At 60.7% G+C, this 23,873-nt stretch carries 21 protein-coding genes; 16 read left to right on the top strand and 5 right to left on the bottom strand.

Features of this window, described 5'->3' with window-relative positions:
- Window positions 1-63: 63 nt before the first annotated feature.
- On the top strand, window positions 64-1,593 hold the full coding sequence (nuoM, locus tag CWM58_RS12635) for an NADH-quinone oxidoreductase subunit M (protein WP_061153795.1): 1,530 nt from the start codon (window positions 64-66) through the stop codon (window positions 1,591-1,593).
- Between the two features lie 6 nt (window positions 1,594-1,599).
- Window positions 1,600-3,057 carry an NADH-quinone oxidoreductase subunit NuoN gene (nuoN, locus tag CWM58_RS12630; protein WP_008803951.1) on the top strand — a complete coding sequence of 486 codons (1,458 nt, stop codon included), beginning with the start codon at window positions 1,600-1,602 and terminating at the stop codon, window positions 3,055-3,057.
- Window positions 3,058-3,117: 60 nt separating this feature from the next.
- Here nuoN and rnz read toward each other — a convergent pair whose 3' ends face one another.
- Window positions 3,118-4,038, bottom strand: coding sequence for a ribonuclease Z (gene rnz, locus CWM58_RS12625; protein ID WP_061153797.1), 921 nt, complete (start codon window positions 4,036-4,038; stop codon window positions 3,118-3,120).
- Window positions 4,039-4,095: 57 nt separating this feature from the next.
- Here rnz and CWM58_RS12620 point away from each other — a divergent pair, with 57 nt between their 5' ends.
- From CWM58_RS12620 to menE, 7 genes are all read left to right on the top strand, one after another.
- Window positions 4,096-4,557 carry a GNAT family N-acetyltransferase gene (locus tag CWM58_RS12620; protein WP_100681048.1) on the top strand — a complete coding sequence of 154 codons (462 nt, stop codon included), beginning with the start codon at window positions 4,096-4,098 and terminating at the stop codon, window positions 4,555-4,557.
- Between the two features lie 135 nt (window positions 4,558-4,692).
- A complete protein-coding gene (gene menF / locus CWM58_RS12615) occupies window positions 4,693-5,982 on the top strand; it encodes an isochorismate synthase MenF (protein WP_061153799.1) in 1,290 nt (429 codons plus the stop codon).
- An 82-nt stretch (window positions 5,983-6,064) separates the two neighbouring features.
- Window positions 6,065-7,735, top strand: coding sequence for a 2-succinyl-5-enolpyruvyl-6-hydroxy-3-cyclohexene-1-carboxylic-acid synthase (gene menD / locus CWM58_RS12610; RefSeq protein WP_100681047.1), 1,671 nt, complete (start codon window positions 6,065-6,067; stop codon window positions 7,733-7,735).
- A complete protein-coding gene (gene menH / locus CWM58_RS12605) occupies window positions 7,732-8,490 on the top strand; it encodes a 2-succinyl-6-hydroxy-2,4-cyclohexadiene-1-carboxylate synthase (RefSeq protein WP_100681046.1) in 759 nt (252 codons plus the stop codon). The genes menD and menH overlap by 4 nt, the downstream gene beginning before the upstream one ends.
- Window positions 8,491-8,504: 14 nt before the next feature.
- The gene (gene menB / locus CWM58_RS12600; RefSeq protein ID WP_100681045.1) at window positions 8,505-9,362 is read left to right on the top strand and encodes a 1,4-dihydroxy-2-naphthoyl-CoA synthase; all 858 of its coding nucleotides are present in this window, start codon (window positions 8,505-8,507) and stop codon (window positions 9,360-9,362) included.
- Complete coding sequence (menC, locus tag CWM58_RS12595) at window positions 9,362-10,327, top strand: o-succinylbenzoate synthase (protein WP_100681044.1); 966 nt, start codon at window positions 9,362-9,364, stop codon at window positions 10,325-10,327. The genes menB and menC overlap by 1 nt, the downstream gene beginning before the upstream one ends.
- Window positions 10,324-11,700 carry an o-succinylbenzoate--CoA ligase gene (gene menE / locus CWM58_RS12590; RefSeq protein WP_100681043.1) on the top strand — a complete coding sequence of 459 codons (1,377 nt, stop codon included), beginning with the start codon at window positions 10,324-10,326 and terminating at the stop codon, window positions 11,698-11,700. Before menC ends, menE begins: the two co-directional genes overlap by 4 nt.
- Window positions 11,701-11,755: 55 nt before the next feature.
- On the opposite strand, the gene nudI is transcribed toward menE, so the two are convergent.
- Window positions 11,756-12,181: a nucleoside triphosphatase NudI gene (gene nudI, locus CWM58_RS12585; protein ID WP_074387952.1), complete on the bottom strand. Its 426-nt coding sequence runs from the start codon at window positions 12,179-12,181 to the stop codon at window positions 11,756-11,758.
- A 137-nt stretch (window positions 12,182-12,318) separates the two neighbouring features.
- Here nudI and CWM58_RS12580 point away from each other — a divergent pair, with 137 nt between their 5' ends.
- From CWM58_RS12580 to yfaU, 7 genes are all read left to right on the top strand, one after another.
- Entirely contained in the window at window positions 12,319-13,272 is a 954-nt protein-coding gene (locus CWM58_RS12580; RefSeq protein ID WP_061153805.1) for an Rpn family recombination-promoting nuclease/putative transposase, read from the top strand.
- 273 nt (window positions 13,273-13,545) lie between these two features.
- Window positions 13,546-14,088, top strand: coding sequence for a YfaZ family outer membrane protein (locus CWM58_RS12575; protein ID WP_061153806.1), 543 nt, complete (start codon window positions 13,546-13,548; stop codon window positions 14,086-14,088).
- A 102-nt stretch (window positions 14,089-14,190) separates the two neighbouring features.
- Complete coding sequence (locus tag CWM58_RS12570; protein WP_061153807.1) at window positions 14,191-15,387, top strand: nicotinamide mononucleotide deamidase-related protein YfaY; 1,197 nt, start codon at window positions 14,191-14,193, stop codon at window positions 15,385-15,387.
- 204 nt (window positions 15,388-15,591) lie between these two features.
- Entirely contained in the window at window positions 15,592-16,377 is a 786-nt protein-coding gene (locus tag CWM58_RS12565; RefSeq protein WP_100681042.1) for an IclR family transcriptional regulator, read from the top strand.
- A 10-nt stretch (window positions 16,378-16,387) separates the two neighbouring features.
- On the top strand, window positions 16,388-17,593 hold the full coding sequence (rhmD, locus tag CWM58_RS12560; RefSeq protein WP_100681041.1) for an L-rhamnonate dehydratase: 1,206 nt from the start codon (window positions 16,388-16,390) through the stop codon (window positions 17,591-17,593).
- A gap of 42 nt (window positions 17,594-17,635) precedes the next feature.
- On the top strand, window positions 17,636-18,925 hold the full coding sequence (locus tag CWM58_RS12555) for an MFS transporter (protein WP_100681040.1): 1,290 nt from the start codon (window positions 17,636-17,638) through the stop codon (window positions 18,923-18,925).
- A 14-nt stretch (window positions 18,926-18,939) separates the two neighbouring features.
- Entirely contained in the window at window positions 18,940-19,743 is an 804-nt protein-coding gene (gene yfaU / locus CWM58_RS12550) for a 2-keto-3-deoxy-L-rhamnonate aldolase (RefSeq protein ID WP_100681039.1), read from the top strand.
- Window positions 19,744-19,771: 28 nt separating this feature from the next.
- On the opposite strand, the gene glpC is transcribed toward yfaU, so the two are convergent.
- Genes glpC through glpA form a run of 3 tightly spaced genes read right to left on the bottom strand, consistent with a single transcriptional unit; the run spans window position 19,772 to window position 23,818 of the window.
- Window positions 19,772-20,950 carry an anaerobic glycerol-3-phosphate dehydrogenase subunit GlpC gene (gene glpC / locus CWM58_RS12545; protein ID WP_100681038.1) on the bottom strand — a complete coding sequence of 393 codons (1,179 nt, stop codon included), beginning with the start codon at window positions 20,948-20,950 and terminating at the stop codon, window positions 19,772-19,774.
- Complete coding sequence (glpB, locus tag CWM58_RS12540) at window positions 20,947-22,206, bottom strand: glycerol-3-phosphate dehydrogenase subunit GlpB (protein WP_061153813.1); 1,260 nt, start codon at window positions 22,204-22,206, stop codon at window positions 20,947-20,949. Before glpB ends, glpC begins: the two co-directional genes overlap by 4 nt.
- The gene (gene glpA, locus CWM58_RS12535; RefSeq protein WP_061153814.1) at window positions 22,196-23,818 is read right to left on the bottom strand and encodes an anaerobic glycerol-3-phosphate dehydrogenase subunit A; all 1,623 of its coding nucleotides are present in this window, start codon (window positions 23,816-23,818) and stop codon (window positions 22,196-22,198) included. Before glpA ends, glpB begins: the two co-directional genes overlap by 11 nt.
- Window positions 23,819-23,873: the final 55 nt, after the last annotated feature.

Below are 23,873 nucleotides of genomic sequence, written 5' to 3'. Positions count from 1 at the left end.
AATGTAGTCGAATTCGTTGAAAATCGGTCCTGAACGGGACTTTAACAAGGAATAAAAATCGCCATGTTATTACCCTGGCTAATATTAATCCCCTTTATCGGCGGCTTCCTGTGCTGGCAGACTGAACGCTTTGGCGTGAAAATGCCGCGCTGGATTGCGCTGATTACCATGGGACTGACGCTGGTGCTTGGCCTGCAGCTGTGGATGCAGGGCGGCTATTCTCTGACGCAATCCGCGGGTATTCCGCAGTGGCAGTCGGAATTCGTGCTGCCGTGGATCCCACGTTTCGGCATTAGCATCCATCTGGCGATTGACGGTCTGTCGCTGCTGATGGTGGTGCTGACCGGCCTGCTCGGCGTGTTGGCGGTGCTCTGTTCCTGGCGCGAAATCGAAAAATACCAGGGCTTCTTCCACCTCAACCTGATGTGGATCCTGGGCGGCGTCATCGGCGTATTCCTCGCCATCGACATGTTCCTGTTCTTCTTCTTCTGGGAAATGATGTTGGTGCCGATGTACTTCCTGATCGCGCTGTGGGGGCACAAAGCCTCTGACGGTAAAACGCGTATCACGGCGGCCACCAAGTTCTTCATCTATACCCAGGCGAGCGGTCTGGTGATGCTGATCGCCATTCTGGCGCTGGCCTTCGTCCACTTCAACGCCACCGGCGTGTGGACCTTCAACTATGAAGATCTGCTGAAAACGCCGATGTCCCACGGCGTGGAATACTTGCTGATGCTGGGCTTCTTCATCGCCTTCGCGGTGAAAATGCCGGTGGTACCGCTGCACGGCTGGCTGCCGGACGCCCACTCCCAGGCGCCGACCGCCGGTTCCGTCGACCTCGCGGGCATCTTGCTGAAAACCGCGGCCTACGGTCTGCTGCGCTTTGCGCTGCCGCTGTTCCCGAACGCCTCCGCCGAGTTTGCGCCCATCGCCATGTGGCTGGGCGTGATTGGTATCTTCTACGGCGCGTGGATGGCCTTCGCCCAGACCGATATCAAACGTCTGATCGCTTATACCTCCGTTTCCCACATGGGTTTCGTGCTGATTGCTATCTACACCGGTAGCCAGCTGGCTTATCAGGGGGCGGTGATTCAGATGATCGCCCACGGTCTGTCCGCGGCCGGTCTGTTTATTCTGTGCGGCCAGCTGTACGAACGTCTGCACACCCGCGATATGCGTCAGATGGGCGGTTTGTGGAGCAAAATTAAATGGCTGCCGGCAATGTCAATGTTCTTCGCCGTCGCCACCCTGGGGATGCCGGGCACCGGTAACTTTGTCGGCGAATTTATGATCCTGTTCGGCAGCTATAAAGTGGTGCCGGTGATCACTGTTATCTCGACCTTTGGTCTGGTATTCGCTTCCGTTTACTCGCTGTCGATGCTGCATCGCGCTTACTTCGGTAAAGCGAAAAGCGAAATCGCGGCGAAAGAACTGCCGGGGATGTCCCTGCGTGAACTGTCTATCATCCTGCTGCTGGTGGTGCTGCTGGTGCTGTTGGGCTTCTTCCCGCAGCCGATCCTCGACACCTCGCATGCTGCGATGAGCAACATTCAGCAGTGGTTTGTTAATTCTGTTTCTACTACAAGGCCGTAATTCGCCATGACAATAACTCCACAACAACTGATCGCACTGCTACCGCTGCTGATCGTCGGCTTGACGGTGGTGGTTGTGATGCTCTCCATTGCGTGGCGACGCAATCATTTTCTCAATGCCACGCTGTCGGTTCTCGGGCTTAACGCTGCGCTGGTCTCGCTCTGGTTCGTCGGCCAGAATGGGGCGATGGACGTCACGCCGATGATCCGCGTTGACGGCTACGCCATGCTCTACACCGGGCTGGTGCTGCTGGCGAGCCTCGCGACCTGTACTTTCGCCTACCCGTGGCTTGAGGGTTACAAGGACAACAAAGAAGAGTTCTACCTGCTGGTGCTGATCGCCGCGCTGGGCGGCATTCTGCTGGCCGGTGCGAATCATCTGGCGGCGCTGTTCCTCGGTATCGAACTGATTTCGCTACCGCTGTTCGGCCTGGTCGGTTACGCCTTCCGCCAGAAACGTTCGCTGGAAGCGAGCATCAAATACACCATCCTCTCCGCGGCAGCCTCGTCTTTCCTGCTGTTCGGTATGGCGCTGGTGTACGCGAATTCCGGCAACCTGTCCTTCCTCGCGCTGGGCAAAAGCCTGGCGGACAATACGCTGCACGAGCCGCTGCTGCTGGCGGGCCTCGGTCTGATGATTGTCGGTCTTGGCTTTAAACTGTCGCTGGTGCCGTTCCATCTGTGGACGCCGGACGTTTACCAGGGCGCGCCTGCGCCGGTATCCACCTTCCTGGCGACCGCCAGCAAGATTGCCATCTTCGGCGTAGTGATGCGTCTGTTCCTGTACATGCCGGTGGGCAACAGCGAAGCGGTACGCGTGGTGCTGGGGCTTATCGCCTTCGCCTCTATCATCTTCGGTAACCTGATGGCGCTGAGCCAGACTAACATTAAGCGTCTGCTTGGTTACTCTTCCATCTCCCATCTCGGTTATCTGCTGGTGGCGCTGATCGCCCTGCAGAGCGGTGAAATGTCGATGGAAGCCGTGGGCGTTTACCTGGCCGGTTACCTGTTCAGCAGCCTCGGCGCGTTCGGCGTGGTCAGCCTGATGTCCAGCCCGTACCGCGGCCCGGATGCGGATTCGCTGTTCTCCTACCGCGGTCTGTTCTGGCACCGTCCGATTCTGTCCGCGGTAATGACGGTGATGATGCTTTCCCTCGCCGGTATCCCGATGACTCTCGGCTTTATCGGTAAGTTCTACGTGCTGGCCGTCGGTGTGCATGCGCACCTGTGGTGGCTGGTTGCCGCGGTGGTTGTCGGCTCGGCGATTGGTCTCTACTACTACCTGCGCGTGGCGGTGAGTCTGTACCTGAGCGCACCGGAGCAACTGAACCGCGATGCGCCGTCGAACTGGCAGTACAGCGCTGGCGGTATCGTGGTGCTGATCTCTGCCCTGCTGGTGCTGGTGCTCGGTATCTGGCCGCAGCCGCTGATTAGTATCGTGCAGCTGGCGACGCCGCTGATGTAATCAATTGTTGGTGAACTGAATCAACCGCCGACTTGTCGGCGGTTTTTTTATGCCTGCGGTTTACGCCAGCCGATAGACCATAAAGTCTTCCGCCAGTAGCGTATTGGCGAAAATCTCCCGGCATTCCGCCAGCATACGCAGGCAGCCTTCGGCATCGTAGCGCGAGCTAAAGTGGGTAGCGATTAGCGTGCCGACCCCCGCTTCTTTGGCAAGTGCCGCGGTCTGCTGGCTTGAGGAGTGGCCGCGACTATTGGCTTTCTCCGCCATCGCCTGCTCAAGGGTGGTTTCGTGGACCATCACATCCGCCCCGCGAGCCATCTCCAGCGCCTGCGGGCAGGGGGCGGTATCGCCAAAAATCGCCAGTGTTTTACCCGGCGTCGACGGCCCCAGATAGCGGCTGCCATCAATGACCCGACCATCCTCCAGCTCAACGCGCTGACCAAGCTTGAGTTGATGGAACAGCGGTCCCGGGCGCACGCCATCGGCAATCAGCTGGGCGGCGTCGAGCGTGCCGGGCTTGTCATGCTGCTCAATGCGATAGCCGTAGCACTCCACCGGATGGCTTAGCGGGAATGCGGTCACCCGATAGCCCTCTTCGTCGAACACCAGTCCGGGGCCGACTTCGATGATGGTGAGCGGATAATCGGTCCACGAACCGCTCAGACGCAGCGCGGTCTCAACAAACTCTTTGAGCCCTTTTGGCCCGTAGAGGGTGAGGGGCAGAGAGTTCCCCTGCATCGAGCGGCTGCACAACAGGCCGGGCAGGCCGAACAGGTGGTCGCCGTGCAGATGAGTGATGAAAATTTTATTCAGTTTGCCGGGGTGATAGGGCGTGCGAAGAAACTGATGTTGGGTCCCTTCACCGCAGTCAAACAACCACATTTCAGCGCTGGTGGGTTGTTGCAAATTCAGTATTATCGACGTCATATTACGCGTACGGGTCGGCACCCCGGCGGATGTTCCTAAAAAAGTTAATTCCATCGTCCAGTGTCCTCAGGGCGAGTCGCAAAGTATCAGTATATCAATAAGGAGCTACAGATGATGACCTGGCAGGATCTCCACCATAGTGAACTCTCCATTCCCCAGCTGTATGCGCTGCTGAAATTGCGCAGTGAAGTCTTTGTCGTGGAGCAGCAGTGCGCCTATCAGGATGTCGACGGCGATGATTTGGTCGGTGAAAATCGCCATCTGCTCGGCTGGCGCGATGGCGAACTGCTGGCCTACGCGCGGATCCTCAAAAGCGAAGAGGAGTTTGCGCCGGTGGTGATTGGCCGGGTCATCGTCAGCCCGGCCGCCCGCGGTGAGAAGCTTGGCTATCAGCTGATGGAGCAGGCGCTGGCCAGCTGTCAGCAGCACTGGCCACAAAAGGCAATTTACCTCGGGGCACAGGCACATCTGCAATCTTTTTACGCCCACTTCGGTTTTACGCCAGTGACCGAAGTCTATGATGAGGACGGCATCCCCCACATCGGAATGGCGCGAGAAAACCGCGCTGTCTGACCCCTTAATTCCTGCGTCCGAATACGATTCTGGCCTGGCGGGCGGGTAAGATAAAATCCGCTCCCTCGTCATGGGTACTGCTATTCCGCCGTCGAACCCCTTATAATGTGGGGTTTTACTACCGTGGAGGTTTGCGTGCTGTCTGTTTCCACTGCGCTGGCCCGTTTGCAAGACGGCCTGGGTGAGTCTTTTCCAGACTCGCCCGGCACGCGAATTATCGATATTACCTTTCCGCTGAATGATGCCTTCGATCCGCTGCTGTGGTGTGGCCAGCAGACGCAGTGGCCGCAGTTTTACTGGCAGCAGCGCAATGGCGATGAAGAGCTGGCGACGCTGGGGGCGGTAAAAACCTTTCCCTCGCTCGACGCGGCCAACCGCTTTTTACGCCAGACCGGGCAGCAGGATCTGCGCATCTGCGGCCTGAATGCGTTTGAACCGCAGCAGGGTAACCTGGTGCTGCCGCGTCTGGAGTGGCGTCGGTGCGGCGGTAGGGCCGTGCTGCGGTTGGTACTCCACAGTGATATCTCTCTGCGCGACGATGCCGCGACGGCGTGCGATTTTCTCGCCAGCCTGACCACCGCCCAGGCGACACCCGGCGCCATACCGCCGCTGCTGAGCGAGCGCCACTCATCCGACTATCTTCAGTGGCAGGCAATGATCACGCGAGCGACCCGAGCGATTAGTGCCGGTGAGATGGATAAAGTAGTGCTGGCGCGGGCAACCGACCTGCAGTTTGCCGCCCCGCTGGACGCCGTGAGCATCATGGCGGCCAGCCGCCGCAGCAATCTTAACTGTTTTCATTTCCTGATGGCGTTCAATGCCCGGCAGGCATTTTTCGGTTCCACGCCGGAACGGCTGTGGCGCCGGCGCGGCGCGCTGCTGCGCACCGAAGCGCTGGCCGGAACCGTCGCGAACCATCAGGAAGACGCGAAGGCGCAGCAACTGGCCGACTGGTTGATGAAAGACGACAAAAACCAGCGGGAAAACATGCTGGTGGTGGAGGATATCTGCCAGCGCCTGCAGAGTGAGGCCTCGACGCTGGACGTCCTGCCGCCGCAGGTGGTGAGGCTACGTAAGGTACAGCATCTCAGACGCTGTATCTGGACCGAGCTGGCGGAGCCTGACGACAGCCGCTGTCTGCTGCAGCTGCAGCCCACCGCCGCGGTGGCCGGCCTGCCGCGTCGGGCGGCGCTGGCGTTCATTCAGCGCCATGAACCCTTTGCCCGCGAATGGTATGCCGGGTCCGCCGGCTATCTGTCGCTGGCGCAAAGCGAGTTTTGCGTGGCGCTACGTTCGGCGAAAGTGGACCACGACACCCTGCGGTTGTATGCCGGGGCGGGGATCGTCAGCGGCTCCGATGCGCAGCAGGAGTGGCAGGAGATTGACAACAAAGCGGCCGGGCTGCGCTCGCTGCTGTGTCCATAAGGCGGGAATGACGATGCATATCAAAACGTCGTCACTTTGCCTTATCTATACTTAGCATCAATATTTGATACCGGACAATTTCATGTCAGTAAGCGCATTTAACCGACGCTGGGCGGCGGTGATCCTGGAAGCTTTAACGCGCCATGGCGTGCAGCATATCTGCATCGCGCCGGGCTCGCGCTCGACACCCTTAACCCTGGCGGCGGCGGAAAACCGCGCCTTTATCCATCACACCCATTTCGATGAACGTGGTCTCGGCCATCTGGCGCTCGGCCTGGCGAAGGCCAGCCGGCAGCCGGTGGCGGTGATAGTCACCTCCGGCACCGCCACCGCGAACCTCTATCCGGCGCTGATTGAGGCGGGGCTGACCGGTGAAAAGCTGATCCTGTTGACCGCCGATCGCCCGCCGGAGCTGATCGACTGCGGCGCCAATCAGGCGATCCGCCAGCCGGGGATGTTTGCTTCTCACCCTTCGCAAACGATCTCCTTGCCACGTCCCTCGCAGGATATTCCTGCCCGCTGGCTGGTCTCGACCATCGACCAGGCGCTGGGCGAGCTGCACGCCGGCGGGGTGCATATCAACTGCCCGTTCGCCGAACCGCTGTATGGCGATATGGATGAGACCGGCGTGGAGTGGCAGCAGCAGCTCGGCAACTGGTGGCAGAGCGATAAACCCTGGTTGCGTCAGGCGCTACAGATGGAGAGTGAGAAACAGCGCGACTGGTTCTTCTGGCGGCAAAAACGCGGCGTCGTCGTGGCGGGCAGAATGAGCGCGGCTGAAGGTAAAAAAGTGGCCGAGTGGGCGCAAACCCTGGGCTGGCCGCTGATTGGCGATGTCCTGTCGCAAACCGGGCAGCCGCTGCCGTGCGCCGACCTGTGGCTGGGCAACGGTAAAGCGGTCGGCGAGCTGGCACAGGCGCAGATCGTGGTGCAGCTCGGCAGCAGCCTGACCGGCAAACGCGTCCTCCAGTGGCAGGCCACCTGCGAGCCGGATGAATACTGGCTGGTGGATAATCTGCCAGGCCGCCTCGACCCGGCGCAGCACCGCGGCCGCCGTCTGCTCGCCAGCGTTGAGCGCTGGCTTGAGCTGCATCCGGCGGAAAAACGTCAGCCGTGGGCGACGGTGATCCCTGAGCTGTCCCATCAGGCGTGGGAGGCGGCGGTTGCCAGCAATGAGCCTTTTGGCGAAGCGCAGCTGGCGCAGCGTATTCGGCGCTATCTGCCGGAGCAGGGGCAACTGTTTGTCGGTAACAGCCTGGTGGTGCGCCTGATCGACGCCCTGGCGCAGCTACCGGCCGGGTATCCGGTTTACAGCAACCGCGGCGCCAGCGGGATTGATGGTTTAATCGCCACCGCCGCCGGCGTGCAGCGCGCCAGTGCGCGGCCGACGCTGGCGATCGTCGGCGATCTGTCGGCCTTATACGATCTCAACTCGCTGGCCCTGCTGCGCCAGGCGTCGGCGCCGCTGGTGCTGATCGTGGTGAATAACAACGGCGGACAGATTTTCTCCATGCTACCGACGCCGGAGGACGAGCGTCGCCAGTTCTACTTAATGCCGCAGGATGTTGATTTCAGCCACGCGGCGGCGATGTTCGGCCTGGCCTATCATTGCCCTGATGACTGGCAGTCGCTGGATGAAGCGCTAGCCGGCGCCTGGCGCAGGGCGGGGGCGACGGTGATTGAGCTGGCGGTTAACGAGACCGACGGCACGCAGACTCTCCAGCAGCTGCTGGCGCAGGTAAGCCGCCTGTGACGCTAAACGCAGTGGTTGAGGGCGGGCAGCCGGGCTATCCCTGGCTGGTGTTCCTGCACGGGTTTTCCGGCGACCGCGACGAGTGGCGTGAAGTGGGTGACGCTTTTCCCGCCTGGCCGCGTCTGTATCTCGATCTGCCGGGCCACGGCGGCTCCGCGGATATCGCGGTACAGGACTTTGCCGGGGTCAATATTCTGCTACAGGGTACGCTTGATAGTTACAACATCCTTAGCTACTGGCTGATTGGTTACTCGCTGGGCGGCCGCGTAGCGATGAACTTCGCCTGCCAGCCGCGTGCGGGACTGCGCGGGCTGATTGTCGAGGGCGGACACCCGGGCCTGCAGGATGAAGAGGCGCGGCTGGCGCGACGCAGCAATGACCGCGCCTGGGCAGAACGTTTTCGCCGCGAACCGTTAGCGCAGGTCTTCGCCGACTGGTATCAGCAACCGGTTTTTGCCTCACTGGATGCGGTGCAGCGCGCGTCATTGGTTGCCTTACGTAGCCGCAATAACGGCGCCACGCTGGCGGCGATGCTGCAGGCAACCTCCCTTGCCGGGCAGGCCGATCTGCGCGCGCCTCTGCAGGCTCGCGATTTTCCTTTTCACTACCTCTGCGGCGAACGCGACGCGAAGTTTCGCGCCATCGCGCAAGCGCTCGCTGCCGATACCCATATCATTCACCATGCCGGACACAACGCGCACCGGGACAACCCCGCCGCGGTGATTGCCTGTCTGGCGCAGATTCTGGCAAGTTAACTGAAGGACATTCTATGATCTCTCTTGATGAAGCAATGCTTTACGCCCCCGTTGAATGGCACGATTGCTCAGAAGGCTATACCGATATTCGTTATCAAAAATCGACTGACGGGATTGCCAAAATCACCATCAATCGTCCGCAGGTGCGCAACGCCTTCCGCCCGCTGACCGTCAAAGAGATGATTCAGGCGCTGGCGGATGCCCGCTATGACGACAATATCGGGGTCATCGTGCTGACCGGTGAAGGCGAGAAAGCCTTCTGCGCCGGCGGCGACCAGAAAGTTCGCGGCGACTACGGCGGCTATCAGGACGACTCCGGCGTTCACCATCTCAACGTGCTCGACTTCCAGCGCCAGATCCGCACTTGCCCGAAACCGGTGGTGGCGATGGTGGCCGGCTACTCTATCGGCGGCGGCCACGTGCTGCAGATGATGTGCGATCTGACCATCGCGGCGGACAATGCCATCTTCGGCCAGACCGGGCCAAAAGTCGGCTCTTTTGATGGCGGCTGGGGCGCTTCTTATATGGCGCGTATCGTCGGGCAGAAAAAAGCACGCGAAATCTGGTTCCTGTGCCGTCAGTATGACGCCCAGCAGGCGCTGGACATGGGGCTGGTGAACACCGTGGTACCGCTGGCGGATCTGGAAAAAGAGACCGTGCGCTGGTGTCGTGAAATGCTTCAAAACAGCCCAATGGCGCTGCGCTGCCTGAAAGCGGCGCTGAACGCCGACTGCGACGGCCAGGCCGGTCTGCAGGAGCTGGCGGGCAACGCCACCATGCTGTTCTACATGACGGAAGAAGGGCAGGAAGGGCGCAACGCCTTCAACCAGAAACGTCAGCCGGACTTCAGCAAATTTAAACGGAATCCATAATGCGCGTTTCGCAGGTTTACCGCTGGCAGATACCAATGGACGCGGGCGTGGTTCTACGCGAACGGCGGTTAAAAACCCGCGACGGGCTGTTCATCCGCCTGCAGGAGGATGAACGCGAAGGCTGGGGGGAAATTTCTCCCCTGCCGGGATTCAGTGACGAGACGCTGGAAGACGCGCAAACGGCGCTGCTGGCGTGGGCGCAGCCCTGGCGCGACGGCGCGGAACCGCCGCTTCCCACACTGCCTTCTGTCGCTTTTGGTATTAGCTGCGCGCAGGCGGAGCTTTACGGCGAACTACCGCAGGCAGCGGATTATCGCGCGGCGCCGCTCTGTTCCGGTGATCCGGATGAGCTGTTCGCCAAACTGGCGGCGATGCCCGGCGAGAAAGTCGCTAAGGTGAAAGTGGGGCTGTGGGAGGCGGTACGCGACGGCATGGTGGTTAATCTGCTGCTGGAAGCCATCCCCGATCTCCAGCTGCGGCTGGATGCCAACCGGGCGTGGACGCCGCTTAAAGCGCAGCAGTTCGCCAAATACGTCAATCCCGCGTATCGCCAACGCATTGCGTTTCTTGAAGAACCCTGCAAAACGCGGGAGGACTCGCGGGCCTTTAGCCGAGAGACGGGGATCGCTATCGCCTGGGATGAAAGCCTGCGCGAGGCGGATTTCCGCTTTGTCGCCGAGCCTGGCGTGCGTGCGGTGGTCATCAAACCGACGCTGACCGGCAGCTTACAAAAGGTCCAGCAACAGGTCGCCGCGGCACACGCCCTGGGGCTGAGCGCGGTGATTAGCTCGTCAATCGAGTCCAGCCTCGGGTTAACCCAGCTGGCGCGGGTTGCCGCCTGGCTGACGCCGCAGACCATCCCCGGACTCGACACCCTGGCGCTGATGAGCGCCCAACTGGTACGGCCGTGGCCGGAAAGTACGCTGCCGATGATCGACATTGATGCGCTGGAGCCACTGCTGTGATGTTTTCCGACTGGCCCTGGCGCCACTGGCGGCAGTTACGCGGTGAGGCGCAGGCGTTACGCCTGAACGATCGGCTACTTACCTGGCGTGAGCTATGCGCGCAGGTTGACGCGCTGGCGGCCGGCTTTGCCGCGCAGGGCGTTATGGAAGGTCAGGGCGTGGCGCTCCGGGCCTACAACCAGCCGGAGACGCTACTCGCCTGGCTGGCATTGCTGCAGTGCGGGGCGCGGGTGCTGCCGCTGAATCCGCAGCTGCCAGCGGTGTTGCTGGAGGCGCTGCTGCCCGCGTTAACCGTCCAGCATCAGTTGGTGCTTAACGGCGCTGCGCTGCCGGGGGATTTACCCGCGTTAACTCTGCAGGCGGCCGAAGGCGCCCATGCCCTTTGCTGGCATGGCGAACGGTTGGTGTCGATGACGTTGACCTCCGGCTCAACCGGCTTGCCGAAGGCGGCGGTACATAGCGCCCGCGCCCATTTGGCCAGCGCCGCTGGCGTGCTGGCGCTGATGCCGTTTGCCGCAGAAGACGACTGGTTGCTGTCGCTGCCGCTGTTTCATGTCTCCGGGCAGGGGATCATTTGGCGCTGGCTGCTGGCTGGCGCGCGGCTGACGGTGCGCGACAAGCAACCGCTGGCGCAGATGCTGCAGGGCTGTACCCATGCTTCACTGGTACCGACTCAGCTATGGCGCCTGCTGAATGCTGATGCTGCGCTTTCCCTCAAGGCGGTGCTGCTTGGCGGCGCGGCGATCCCCGTCGACCTGACCGAAAGGGCGCGAGCGCAGGGGATACGCAGCTTCTGCGGCTACGGCCTCACCGAATTCGCTTCCACGGTCTGTGCCAAGGAGGCCGACGGCGAGGCGGATGTGGGCGAAGCGCTGCCGGGGCGGGAGGTGAAAATTGTCGCCGGCGAGATCTGGCTGCGGGCGTCGAGTATGGCGGCGGGTTACTGGCGCGATGGTCAGCTATTGCCATTAACCAATGATGAAGGCTGGTTTGCGACGCGCGATCGCGGGGAGTTACACAATGGTCGGCTGACGGTTGTTGGGCGACTGGATAATCTTTTTTTTAGCGGTGGCGAAGGTATTCAACCGGAAGAGGTCGAGCGCGTGATACTCGCCCATCCGCAGGTACAACAGGCGTTCATTGTACCGCTGGATGATGTCGAATACGGTCAATGCCCGGTCGCGGTGGTGGAATGCGATGACAGCTGCGAGTTGAGCGTGCTGGCGACATGGAGCGCTGAGCGGTTAGCGCGCTTTCAGCAGCCAGTGCGTTGGCTACGGCTGCCGGACACGTTAAAGAACGGTGGGATTAAGATTTCCCGCCAGGCGCTGCGCGAGTGGGCCAGACAGCAGACGTATACTACGGTATCGTAGCCACCCGCCATATCCCGCGACATAACGCCGGGTGGGTTGAACGCGGTATGCTGGACTAAAGTAGCCCTTTCTGGCTGAGAGTAACGCGGGTGGCGGCATTAAGATCGTAGTTTTTGAGATCTTCGGCTTTGACCCAGGCGTATTCGTCAAACTCCTCGTTGATCGTCACGTCGCGATTGGCGCTGACACAGTCGAAGATCAGGTAGATCATATAGATCGTTTCCTGCCGACCATCGGGGTAAGTTTTTACGCGGGTATCGTCGCGGAAGCTCCACGGCGCGATATGGGTAAGGATGAGTTTTTCGCCAAGCTCTTCGCGAATTTCCCGCCGCAGCGCCTCTTCAATACGCTCCCCTGGCTCCACGCCGCCGCCGGATAAGGCCCATTGCCCGGGAAAAACCCCGCGGTCGGCGGCCATTTTGCAGAGCAGATAATGGCCTTCATTCTGGATAAGCGGGCAAACAATCGTCCTTTGGCGCATGGTTTTTCTCCTTCACAGGGGTGGGGCGGTATGCCGATGAAATAGTTTGCGAGCCGCCTCGGTAAACCGCAAGCGAAATGCGGCCCTGGCCCTGTTGGGTGTTAAGTTAGGTGAAAATAATCGCATGGAGTTTCGCCATGGAAAGGGCGCCCCATTCCCCGCATGACGCCGTATTTAAACACCTGTTGTCGCACCGGGCGACGGCAAAGGACTTCCTTGACATTCATCTCCCCGCACCGCTGCGCGCGTTATGCAACCTGAATACGCTGCAACTGGAGTCAGGGAGCTTTATTGACGATGAGCTACGGGCGAGTCATTCCGATATCCTCTATTCGCTACACACCCAGGTGGGTGAGGGCTATATCTATCTGCTGATTGAGCATCAAAGTTCAGCGGACCGCCACATGGCGTTTCGCCTGATGCGCTATGCCATCGCCGCGATGCAGCGCCATCTGGATAAGGGGCATACGCAGCTGCCGCTGGTTATCCCTCTGCTGTTTTATCATGGCAGCGTTTCGCCCTGGCCTTACCCGATGTGCTGGCTGGCAGGCTTTGCCGATCCGGACGTTGCGCGACAGATTTATAGCAAGGATTTTCACGTAATCGACATCACGACCACTCCGGACAATGAAATCATGCGCCACCGGCGAGTCGCGATGCTGGAGCTACTGCAAAAGCATATTCGCCAGCGTGACATGATGGACCTGCACGAGCAACTGGTCAGCTTGTTAGCACTGGGATACACTAGCCGCAGGCAGCTAAAGACGCTGCTGCACTATCTGTTACAGGCAGGAAATGCCGCCGATCCGGTCGCTTTTTTGCGCCATCTTGCGCAAAGCGTACCCCGGCGGCCGCATAAGGAGACGCTCATGAATATTGCCCAGTTTCTGGAAGATCGCGGCCATCAGCAAGGGTTAAAGCAAGGCCTCGAACAAGGCCTACAGCAGGGTATCGAGCAGGGTATCGAGCAAGGTGAGCAGCAGACCGCGGAGCGTATCGCCCGGGCGATGATCGCTAACGGGCTTGACCTGCCCCTGGTAGCGAAACTGACCGGTCTGGCACCTGAGCGCCTGGCTCTGCTGCAGCATTAATTATTTCCTTTTCAACCGCGCCGCGCCGATCGTGCGGCGTCAGTTCCCTGTTTTCGTCAATGCATCAGCGTTAATCATAATAAACATGAATATTCATGGCGCTGAATGGGCTGTTCGTCATTCTGGCAACGCCCGATGCCGTAAAAAAACGCACCTGGTTACACTCTTGTGAAAAATCATTTCGCCAGGTCATTGATTCCTGACGGGTGCGCAGTAGAATTTTCAGGTTTTTTCGGGACTTCTTTGATTTTAATTTTCTGGATAGAGTAAATAATGAAAAAAAGCATTTTTATGGCGCTGGCTGGCGTCATGCTGGTTTCTTCCGCGGCCCATGCGATTAGCGTTACCGGTGAAGCAGGCGAGCATTACACCAATCTTGGCGTCGGGTTTGGCACGGAGTCTACCGGCCTTGCCATCTCCGGTAACTGGCTGCACAGCGATAACGACGGCGACGCCGCGGGTTTAGGCCTGGGACTCAATATTCCGCTGGGGCCGTTCCTCGCGACCGTAGGCGGCAAAGGCGTTTACACCAATCCGAAACAGGGCGATGAAGGCTATGCGGCAGCGGTCGGCGGCGGCCTGCAGTGGAAAATCGGCGACAGCTTCCGCCTGTACGGCGATTACTACTACTCTCCGGATTCCCTCTCCAGCGGCATTGACAGCTATCAGGAAGCTAACGTCGGCGCCAGCTGGACCATCATGCGTCCGCTCAGCATCCAGGCAGGCTATCGCTATCTGAACCTGGCGGGCAAAGATGGCAACCGCGATAACACCATCGCCGACGGCCCGTACATCGGCGCCAGCGCCAGCTTCTAATCTCCTCCGGCGCGGTATCCTCTTGCCGCGCCAGATTTTCCTCCTCGTCAGCATCCCGCTTTGCGTTATAGTATTTGCCATCTGGCAGGCAAGGAGTGAGCAATGTTGAATGTGGAAATGCTGTCCACTGGCGATGAAGTGTTGCATGGTCAAATCGTTGATACCAATGCAGCATGGCTGGCGGATTTCTTTTTTAATCAGGGGTTACCGTTAACGCGCCGCAATACCGTCGGTGACGATCTCGATGCGCTGGTGGCGATTCTGCGCGAACGCAGCGAACAAGCCGATGTGCTGATCGTCAACGGCGGCCTCGGGCCGACCAGCGACGACCTGAGCGCGCTGGCCGCGGCTACCGCGAAAGGCGAAGGGCTTATTTTGCATCCGGAGTGGCTGGAGACGATAACCCGCTTCTTTGCCGAACGCGGGCGGCCGATGGCGGAAAGTAACCGCAAGCAGGCGGAAATCCCCGCCAGCGCCGAGATGATCAATAACCCGGTCGGCACGGCCTGTGGCTTTGCTATCCAGCTCAACCGCTGCCTGATGTTTTTCACCCCCGGTGTACCTTCTGAATTTAAGGTGATGGTCGAGCAGGAGATTTTACCGCGTCTGCGTCAGCGCTTTACGCTGCCAGATCCACCGGTATGCCTGCGTTTGACCACCTTTGGCCGCTCGGAGAGCGAGCTGGCGCAAAGCCTCAATCCGTTGACGCTGCCCCCGGGCGTGGTGATGGGCTACCGCTCGTCGATGCCGATTATTGAACTCAAGCTAACCGGACCGGCTGACCAGCGCGACGCTATGCTGGCCCTGTGGCCGGAAGTCCGCAAGGTGGCTGGCGACAGCCTGATTTTCGAAGGAACAGAAGGATTACCGGCGCAGATTGCGCGCTGCCTGCAGGAGCGACAGCTAAGTCTGACGCTCAGCGAGCAGTTTACCGGCGGCCTGCTGGCGCTACAGCTATCCCGCGCCGGTGCGCCGCTGCTGGCCAGCGAAGTGGTCCCGGCGCAGGAGGAGACGCTGGCGCAGGCGGCTCGCTGGGCGGCCGAGCGGCGCATAAACCATTTTGCCGGTCTGGCCCTGGCGGTGAGCGGCCAGGAGAACAATCACCTCAATGTGGCCCTTGCCACCCCTGACGGCACCTTCGCGCTGCGCGTGAAGTTTAGCGTCACCCGCCACAGCCTGGCGGTACGCCAGGAAGTCTGCGCCATGATGGCATTAAATATGCTGCGTCGCTGGCTGAATGGTCAACCGCTGGCCAGCGAACACGGCTGGATTAACGTGGTGGATTCCCTCTCGCTGTAAGTCATTCCCCCGGCGCCCTGGTTTTACCGGGGCGTCGGTCGTCCAGCCTGTTGTACTCTCCTGAAAAAATTCTGTGCGTTAAGTCGCAATAATCTACAGCGGATGGTCCAGCATACGGGAAAACGATTGCCCCGCGATATCGCTCACACTTTACCGCCCGCACAATCGCAACACTGATTCCAGTATTCAGGATTGGAGTCCAGTATGTTGGAATCAACGAAAGTCCCGGCGCTGACCCGCGCGATTGAGATCCTCAATTTAATCAGCCGCATTGGCCCCTGCAGCGCAGCCACCATCATTGCCGAACTGGGGATCCCGAAAAGCACGGTTTATCTGCTGCTGGGCGAGCTGAAAAAACAGCGCTTCATCAGTATGGATAATCAGGATAACTACTGCCTGTGGACCAAGCTGGTGGAGCTGGCCGGGCAGGCGCTGAGCAAAATGGACCTGCGCGAGCTGGCGCGTCCGCGCCTCACCCGGCTGATGGACGAGTGCGGCCTGCTTTGCCATCTGGGCATCATCGATCAGGGTAACGCCTACTACATTCTGAAAATTGAATCCCCCGCCACCATTAGCGTGCGTTCGCACGAAGGTAAGAGCCTGTCGCTTTACCGCTCCGGGATCGGCAAATGTTTGCTGGCCTGGCAGCCCGCCAGCGTTCAGGCGTCGATTATCGAAGACCTGCAATGGGAGCGGGCCACGCCAACGACCATCACCGATGCTCAACAGCTGCGGGAGGAGCTGGGGCGCATTCGCGCCCGAGGCTGGAGCTTTGATAATGGCGAGGACTATCCCGATGTGCGCTGCGTGGCCGCGCCGGTGTTTAACGCCAATAACGACCTGACCGCCGCCATCTCGGTGGTGGGCACCCGTCTGCAAATCAATGAAGACAATCGCGATTATCTGGCCGGTAAGGCGATTGCCTGCGCGAAAGATATTTCCCGTCTGCTGGGGTGGAAAAGCCCCTTTGAACAACACGCCTCATCATAAGGAGAACACCATGACCCTACCGAAAATTAAACATGTCCGCGCCTGGTTTATTGGCGGCGCGACGGCAGAGCAGGGCGCCGGCGGCGGCGATTACCACGACCAGGGGGCTAACCACTGGATTGACGATCATATCGCCACCCCGATGAGCAAATATAAAGAGTATGAGCAGTCCCGCCAGTCTTTTGGCATCAACGTGCTGGGCACGCTGATTGTGGAAGTGGAAGCCGACAACGGACAGACCGGCTTTGCGGTGTCGACGGCCGGGGAGATGGGCTGCTTTATCGTGGAAAAACATCTCAACCGCTTTATCGAAGGCAAATGCGTCAGCGATATCAAGCTGATCCATGACCAGATGCTTAACGCCACCCTTTACTACGCGGGATCCGGCGGCCTGGTGATGAACACCATCTCCTGTGTCGACCTGGCGCTGTGGGATCTGTTCGGTAAAGTGGTCGGCTTGCCGGTCTACAAACTGCTGGGCGGGGCGGTGCGCGACGAAATTCAGTTCTATGCTACCGGCGCGCGTCCGGACCTGGCGCAGGAGATGGGCTTTATCGGCGGTAAAATGCCCAGCCACTGGGGGCCGCACGATGGTGACGCCGGGATCCGCAAAGACGTCGCCATGGTGGCTGACATGCGTGAAAAGTGCGGCCCGGATTTCTGGTTAATGCTGGACTGCTGGATGAGCCAGGACGTTAACTATGCCACCAAACTTGCCCATGCCTGTGCCCCTTATAACCTCAAGTGGATCGAAGAGTGCCTGCCGCCGCAGCAGTATGAAGGCTATCGCGAGCTGAAGCGCCAGGCGCCGGCCGGGATGATGGTGACCAGCGGCGAGCACCACGGCACACTGCAGTCCTTCCGCACCCTGTCGGAAACCGGCATCGATATTATGCAGCCCGACGTCGGCTGGTGCGGCGGCTTAACCACCCTGGTGGAGATCGCGGCCATCGCCAAAGCGCGCGGGCAGCTGGTGGTGCCTCACGGCTCGTCGGTGTACTCACATCATGCGGTGATCACCTTCACCAACACGCCGTTCAGCGAGTTTCTGATGACCAGCCCGGACTGCGCCACGCTGCGTCCGCAGTTCGACCCGATCCTGCTCGGCGAGCCGGTGCCGGAGAGAGGGCGCATTCATAAATCGGTCCTGGATAAACCCGGTTTTGGCGTCGAGCTCAATCGCGACTGCAACCTGAAGCGTCCTTATCAACACTGATTGCATCGGGCCGCCGGGCGGCCCGCGCCTGAGGATATTATGATGAGTAACACTCTGCTGGAGAGCGTGGTGAAGAAAAACCGCGCCCGCTTAATCCCCTTTATGCTGGCGCTGTACGTGCTGGCGTTTCTTGACCGTTCCAATATTGGTTTTGCCAAGGAGACGTACCAGCTCGATACCGGACTCAGTAACGAAGCCTACGCGCTGGGGGCAGGGATTTTCTTTGTGGTTTATGCCTTTCTCGGGGTGCCTGCCAATTTGCTGATGCGCAAATTTGGCGCCAGGAGATGGATCGGCTGCACCACGCTGCTGTGGGGCGTGCTGTCGGCGGCGATGGCCTGGGCGGACACTGAAGCGAAGTTTCTTCTGGTGCGTACCCTGCTTGGCGCGGCGGAGGCGGGCTTCTTTCCCGGGATGATCTACCTCACTTCGCAGTGGTTTCCCCAGCAAAACCGCGCCAGCATTATGGGGCTGTTTTATATGGGGGCACCGCTGGCCCTGACGCTGGGATCGCCTTTATCCGGTGCGCTGCTGGAGATGCATGGGTTGATGGGCCATCCTGGCTGGTTCTGGATGTTTGTGATTGAAGGCCTGCTCGCCGTCGCCGCGGGAGCGTTCACGTTCTTCTGGCTGGACGACTCGCCGCAGCGTGCCCGCTTCCTGAGCATGGAGGAGAAACAGGCGCTGATCGGCGAGCTGGCGCGTGAGGAGGAGAAAAAGATCACCTCGCGCCTGTCCGATGCATTACGTAACGGGCGGGTCTGGCAGCTGGCGCTGATTTATCTGACCATTCAGGTGGCGGTCTATGGCCTGATTTTCTTCCTGCCCACCCAGGTTGCTGCGCTGCTGGGCACTAAAGTTGGCTTCGTTGCCTCGGTGGTGACGGCTATCCCGTGGGTGGCAGCGCTGTTTGGCACCTGGCTTATCCCTCGCTACTCCGATCGCACCGGCGAGCGGCGCAATATTGCCGCGCTGACGCTGTTGGCGGCGGCGGTCGGGATTGCGGTTTCCGGACTGGTGGCGCCGGTGCTGGCTATCATCGCGCTGTGCGTGGCGGCGGTTGGGGTGATTGCCGTGCAGCCGGTCTTCTGGACGATGCCGACGCAACTGCTGTCCGGCACGGCGCTGGCCGCCGGGATTGGCTTCGTTAACCTCTTTGGCGCTATCGGCGGCTTTCTGGCGCCGATCGTGCGCGTGCAGGCCGAAACCCTGTTCGCCAGCAGCGCCGCCGGACTGTTAACTCTGGCCGGCGTCGCTATCGTCGGAGTGATCATCATCTTCTCATTAAGCCTCACCCGCGCGGTCCCCCAGCGCGGCAGCGTACAGCATTAATTTAAGGAATCGCGATGAACGCACTGTTATCTAACCCCTTTAAACGGGGACTATTGCGCGGCGAGACGCAAATCGGCCTGTGGCTGAGCTCGACCTCCTCCTACATGGCCGAGATCGCCGCGACCTCGGGATACGACTGGTTGCTGATCGACGGCGAGCATGCGCCGAACACGATTCAGGACCTTTATCATCAGCTCCAGGCTATCGCCCCCTACGCCAGCCAGCCGGTCATTCGTCCGGTCGAGGGCAACCGCAGCCTGATAAAACAGGTGCTGGATATTGGCGCCAGAACGTTGCTGGTGCCGATGGTCGATACCGCCGAGCAGGCGCGGGAAGTGGTCTCGGCGACCCGTTATCCGCCCATCGGTAGCCGCGGTGTTGGCGCCGGCGTGGCGAGAGCGGCGCGCTGGGGAAGGGTGGAGAATTATATGGCGGAGGCGAATGACGAACTCTGTCTGCTGATTCAGGTTGAGAGCCGAACCGCGCTGGAGAATCTGGACGCGATTCTCGAGGTTGACGGCATTGACGGGGTGTTTATCGGTCCGGCGGATCTCTCCGCCTCGCTGGGTCACCCGGACGATGCCAGCCATCCTGACGTGCAGCGGGTGATCGAGCAGAGCATCCGGCGCATTCGCGCGGCGGGGAAAGCGGCCGGATTTCTGGCGGTCGACCCGGCGATGGCGGAAAAATGCCTTGCCTGGGGGGCCAACTTCGTCGCCGTCGGGGTGGATACCATGCTGTATACCCAGGCGTTGGACCGCCGGCTGGCGATGTTTAAAGCTGTCAGCGCCCAGCCGCAGGAGAAAGCGAGCTATTAGCTATTGATGGCGGAGGCTGGCGCTGGGCTCAGGCGAGCGCCTGCGCCAGTACCGTCAGCGGATGCTCGCAGCGTTTGCTGGTGGACATCTCAATCTGCCATTTGCAGGTCTCGCAGTCGGTCACGACGATGTCGGCCCCGCTCTCCTCAATCTGTTTGAACAGTGGGGCGCCGATAGCCTGGGATACCGCATAATTCTCAGTTTTAAACCCGTAGGTGCCCGCGATGCCGCAGCACTGTGAATCCAGCACCTCCAGCTGCAGGCCGGGGATCAGCCGCAGCAGCTCAAGGGTATACAGCGACCAGCCCATTTTCTCCATATGACACGGGGTGTGATAGACCACCTTCAGCGGCAGCCGGCGCAGCGGTAGCGTCTTGCCGGCATCCAGCTGTTTCCAGATCCAGCGGGTGGCCAGCTCCACCCGATCGCGGAGATCGCTGTTGTCGACATCGAGGAGATGGGGGTATTCATCACGTAGCGTAAAGGTACAGGTCGAGGAGGTGGCGATGATCGGCAGCGTGTTTTCCCGCATCGCGGCGACGTTGCTCTGCGCCTGTTTACGCGCCTTGTCAAAAAAGCCGTTGGCGATCAGCGGCACGCCGCAGCATTTTTCCTTCGATAACAACTGCACGCCGGTACCCAGCGCGTTGACGACGCGGATCAGATCCTTACCCAGCTGCGGATGGTTATAGTTGACGTAGCAGCCATGAAAGAAGACCACCTGCTCAGGGTACTGCGCCTGTCTGGCCGCGAGCTGGCGGTAAGCGCGGCGGAAGGTGCCGAAGCCATATTTCGGCAGCGTACGCCGGTGATCGATGTTAAGCGCCGCGTCGAGCAGGCGGCGCACCGGTTTTAAACCGGTCGTGGCGTTGACCAGGGGGGCAAAGGGAGTGGAAAGGGTGCCCATCAGGTCGGTATGGCTGAGGATGGCGTCGCGCAGGGTTGGCTTTTGCTGGCCGTACTGTGCCCGGGCGCGTTGAATGATATCGCCAATTTTCACATCCGACGGGCAGGCAACCTCGCAGCGCTTGCAGTTAATGCAGTACTTCAGCGCCTCGTCGTACAGCGCACCATCCTTCAGACGCAGGCGTTCGCCGTCCGGCCCCGCCTGTTTCGGGCCGGGATAGCGTGGATTGACCCGACTTACCGGGCAGGTGGTGGTACAGACCGTGCACTTAATGCAGCTTTCAAAACGGGTATCGTTCATGGCCGGCCTCCGGCAAGGGCGTGGATCTGTCCGGCGGCGTGCAGCGCGGTAACGGCGCAGACACCGCCGCCACAGCCGAGCTGAATGGCATCGAACCCGCCGAGCAATGAGCCGATGGCAAACAGATTATGGAACGGCTGCCCGCCCAGCAGGGGGCGCAGCAGGGCATCGGTTTTCACGCCGAAGCGCTGCCACGGTTGTGAGGCGAAGAAATCGCGTTGGTACCAGCTTTCCCGTGGCAGGGTCTGCTGTAGATCGAGGCCGAGGATCGGCTCGCGCACGCTATCGCGAGTGGCGACAAGACCGTTGCTGAAAAAGCTGCCGCTGGCCAGCACGGTGAAACGCGGACGCAGCGCGACATCGCCGTGATTTCGCGTCCAAACGGCCTCGACGGCGCCCTGTCGATGGCTGATTTTCACCACTTCATCGCCAGCAAGCCAGGTGCCGCCGCTGCGAATGAACTGGCGTTGCAGCTGAGAATGCAAACGCATTCCGGGAACCGAAGGCGGCAGCGTCGGCAGCAGACGCAGCGGGCAGGGCAGACGCGTCTGCAGCCAGCGGTACAGGCGATCGTCGGCGAGGCCAAAACAGGCGGGCATGATCAGCAGGTCATGCTGCTGCGCCAGCGGCAGCAGCGCTGCATGCAGGGCCGGCCATAGATTCTCATCATCCAGCACGCGGGCGATGTTAGCGGCGCGAAACTCGGTGGGGTTGTCACGCAACACATCCAGCAGCGGTAGTTCGATTTCCGCCGCCACGGCGGTGATGCCGGTTTGCCCGAGTGCAGCGGCGGCGAGATGCGGCTGAAAATCGGCAAAGCCGCTGATCCCCACCAGGCAGACGCCTTGCTGCGGCAGTGGCGCCAGCGGAACCTCTTGTGGTGACAACCATGCCGGGCGCAACGTCCCCAGCGGCGTCACCCGTCGGTGAGGCTGGCGCGCGTCGCCCTGCATCACCGCGCCGCAGGCGGCCAACAGCGCTTCGGTCTGTGTCGCGTATTCGAGTACCGCCTCGGCGCCGAGCCGGGAATAAGGGTGTTCAGGAAGCTGTTCAGCGAGTTGCTGAAGCCCCTGCGCGACGTCAGTAACGTTATCGCCGTTGGGCAGCACCGAGAGCAGGTCTAACGACGCGGAGGAAAAATGCAGCGCGCTCTGCCCGCGGCTGATGATGACGCTGCGCAGGCCGTACTGATTCAGCGCCAGCCCGCACAACAGGCCGGCGAGCCCGCCGCCGACAATTGCGCAATCAAACTTCATCCTGGTGCTCCTGTGGCAGTCCGCACAGGCCGAGATAGACCCAGCGGGTAAATTCGCTTTCGCGCAGCGCGTCGCCCCAGGCGATGGGCTGAACGCCCTTCCAGCGTTCATTGAGAAACGCCGATAGCTGGGTTAATGACTGCGCGGGCGTGGTGACGTTAAAGCGCTGCAACAGTCCGGCAGCGCGGCAGGCGCAGAGTTCCCCCTGGCAGGTGCCCATGCCAATCCGGGTGCGGCGGCGCAGGTCGAGCAGGGTGTTGACCGCCAGGTTTTCCACCGCGTATTTCACTTCGCCAGCGGTAACGGCTTCGCATTCGCAGACCAGGCTACGGTGCTGGCGGCTGTCGCCAAGCCAGGCCGGAGTGCGATCGCCGTGACGGTAGACGGCGGAGCCGCGCAGCGGGGTGGGGAGGGAGATAATTTTTTGCAGGGTACTTTCCGTTGGCTCCTGTGAACCGGGCAGCGGCGTCTCGGCCGTGGAACAAGGGGTGGTGTTTCCCAGCTTACGACAGACGGCGTCGCTGGCCCACTCGGCCATCAGGCGATAGGTCATCAGCTTGCCGCCGGTGATGGTAATGAAGCCTTCCATACCGTCACGCTGGGCATGGTCCAGCAGGACGATGCCGCGGCTGACGCTGCGCCCGCTGGGATCGTTATCGCTGGCCACCAGCGGGCGGACGCCGGAGTAGGCGCGGAGGATCCGGGTGCGGCCCATGACCGGCGCCAGCTTTTCGCCTTCGCGCAGCAGGGTATCGACTTCCGCCGTCGTTACCCGGTTGTCGTCAATGTCGTCATAAGGAATATGCATTGAGGTGGTACCGATCAGCGAGATGGTATCCCCGGGCACCAGAATATCGGCGTCGGCCGGCTTACGGCAGCGGTTGATCACCAGGTTGTTAATCCGGTGGTCGAGGATCAACAGCGATCCCTTCGCCGGGAACATGGTGATGCGCAGGTCGGCATATTCCGCAATGCGCTGTCCCCAGATCCCGGCGGCATTGACCACCACCCCGGCGTGTAGGGTACGCGCCTGGTGAAGTTGACGGTCATATACCTGGACGCCGCAGACGCGATCGCCCTGGCGCAGCAGGCCGGTCACTTCGCAGCCGGTGAGGATCTGCGCGCCGTGTTCGCGGGCGTCGAGCATATTGGCCGCCGTGAGGCGAAACGGGTCGATGGTGCCGTCCGGAACCTGCACCGCGCCCAGCAGCGTCGGGTTGACGGCGGGCTCCCGGCGCAGCGCTTCCTGCGGGGAGAGCGGGGTAGCTTCAATGCCGGCCTGCTGGCAGGCGCTGATAAAAGTCTGCTGATACGCCAGGTCATCTTCAGGCAGGGTAATAAACAGACCGCCGGACGGTTCGATGCAGTGGCGGGCGATGCGGCGCAGGATACGGTTCTCGCTGATGCATTCGCGGGCAGATTCGTTGTCGGTCACCGCATAGCGAGCGCCGCTGTGCAGCAGCCCATGATTACGGCCAGTGGCCCCGGTGGCGATATCATGGCGCTCAATTAATAGCGTCCGTAATCCGCGTCGGGCGCAGTCGCGGGCAATGCCGGCGCCGGTTGCCCCGCCGCCGATGATAATGACCTCGCTATCAAGGCGTCCCGTCATCTTCAGCTCCTCTGCTTTCGTTTAACGCCATTTAGCCACAATCGGTAAGGTTATT

Source organism: Klebsiella sp. H-Nf2, assembly GCF_002806645.1.
Taxonomy (GTDB): Bacteria; Pseudomonadota; Gammaproteobacteria; order Enterobacterales; family Enterobacteriaceae; genus Klebsiella; species Klebsiella variicola.
Note: the sequence above shows the minus strand (reverse complement) of the source record. Positions and strands in the feature narration are given on the sequence as shown.

Bases quoted from the DNA above. Each gene is read 5' to 3' on its own strand.
- nuoM (WP_061153795.1), top strand. From the start codon at position 64: ATGTTATTACCCTGGCTAATATTAATCCCCTTTATCGGCGGCTTCCTG.
- nuoN (WP_008803951.1), top strand. From the start codon at position 1,600: ATGACAATAACTCCACAACAACTGATCGCACTGCTACCGCTGCTGATC.
- rnz (WP_061153797.1), bottom strand. From the start codon at position 4,038: ATGGAATTAACTTTTTTAGGAACATCCGCCGGGGTGCCGACCCGTACG.
- CWM58_RS12620 (WP_100681048.1), top strand. From the start codon at position 4,096: ATGATGACCTGGCAGGATCTCCACCATAGTGAACTCTCCATTCCCCAG.
- menD (WP_100681047.1), top strand. From the start codon at position 6,065: ATGTCAGTAAGCGCATTTAACCGACGCTGGGCGGCGGTGATCCTGGAA.
- menB (WP_100681045.1), top strand. From the start codon at position 8,505: ATGATCTCTCTTGATGAAGCAATGCTTTACGCCCCCGTTGAATGGCAC.
- menC (WP_100681044.1), top strand. From the start codon at position 9,362: ATGCGCGTTTCGCAGGTTTACCGCTGGCAGATACCAATGGACGCGGGC.
- nudI (WP_074387952.1), bottom strand. From the start codon at position 12,181: ATGCGCCAAAGGACGATTGTTTGCCCGCTTATCCAGAATGAAGGCCAT.
- CWM58_RS12580 (WP_061153805.1), top strand. From the start codon at position 12,319: ATGGAAAGGGCGCCCCATTCCCCGCATGACGCCGTATTTAAACACCTG.
- CWM58_RS12575 (WP_061153806.1), top strand. From the start codon at position 13,546: ATGAAAAAAAGCATTTTTATGGCGCTGGCTGGCGTCATGCTGGTTTCT.
- CWM58_RS12570 (WP_061153807.1), top strand. From the start codon at position 14,191: ATGTTGAATGTGGAAATGCTGTCCACTGGCGATGAAGTGTTGCATGGT.
- CWM58_RS12565 (WP_100681042.1), top strand. From the start codon at position 15,592: ATGTTGGAATCAACGAAAGTCCCGGCGCTGACCCGCGCGATTGAGATC.
- rhmD (WP_100681041.1), top strand. From the start codon at position 16,388: ATGACCCTACCGAAAATTAAACATGTCCGCGCCTGGTTTATTGGCGGC.
- CWM58_RS12555 (WP_100681040.1), top strand. From the start codon at position 17,636: ATGAGTAACACTCTGCTGGAGAGCGTGGTGAAGAAAAACCGCGCCCGC.
- yfaU (WP_100681039.1), top strand. From the start codon at position 18,940: ATGAACGCACTGTTATCTAACCCCTTTAAACGGGGACTATTGCGCGGC.
- glpC (WP_100681038.1), bottom strand. From the start codon at position 20,950: ATGAACGATACCCGTTTTGAAAGCTGCATTAAGTGCACGGTCTGTACC.
- glpB (WP_061153813.1), bottom strand. From the start codon at position 22,206: ATGAAGTTTGATTGCGCAATTGTCGGCGGCGGGCTCGCCGGCCTGTTG.
- glpA (WP_061153814.1), bottom strand. From the start codon at position 23,818: ATGACGGGACGCCTTGATAGCGAGGTCATTATCATCGGCGGCGGGGCA.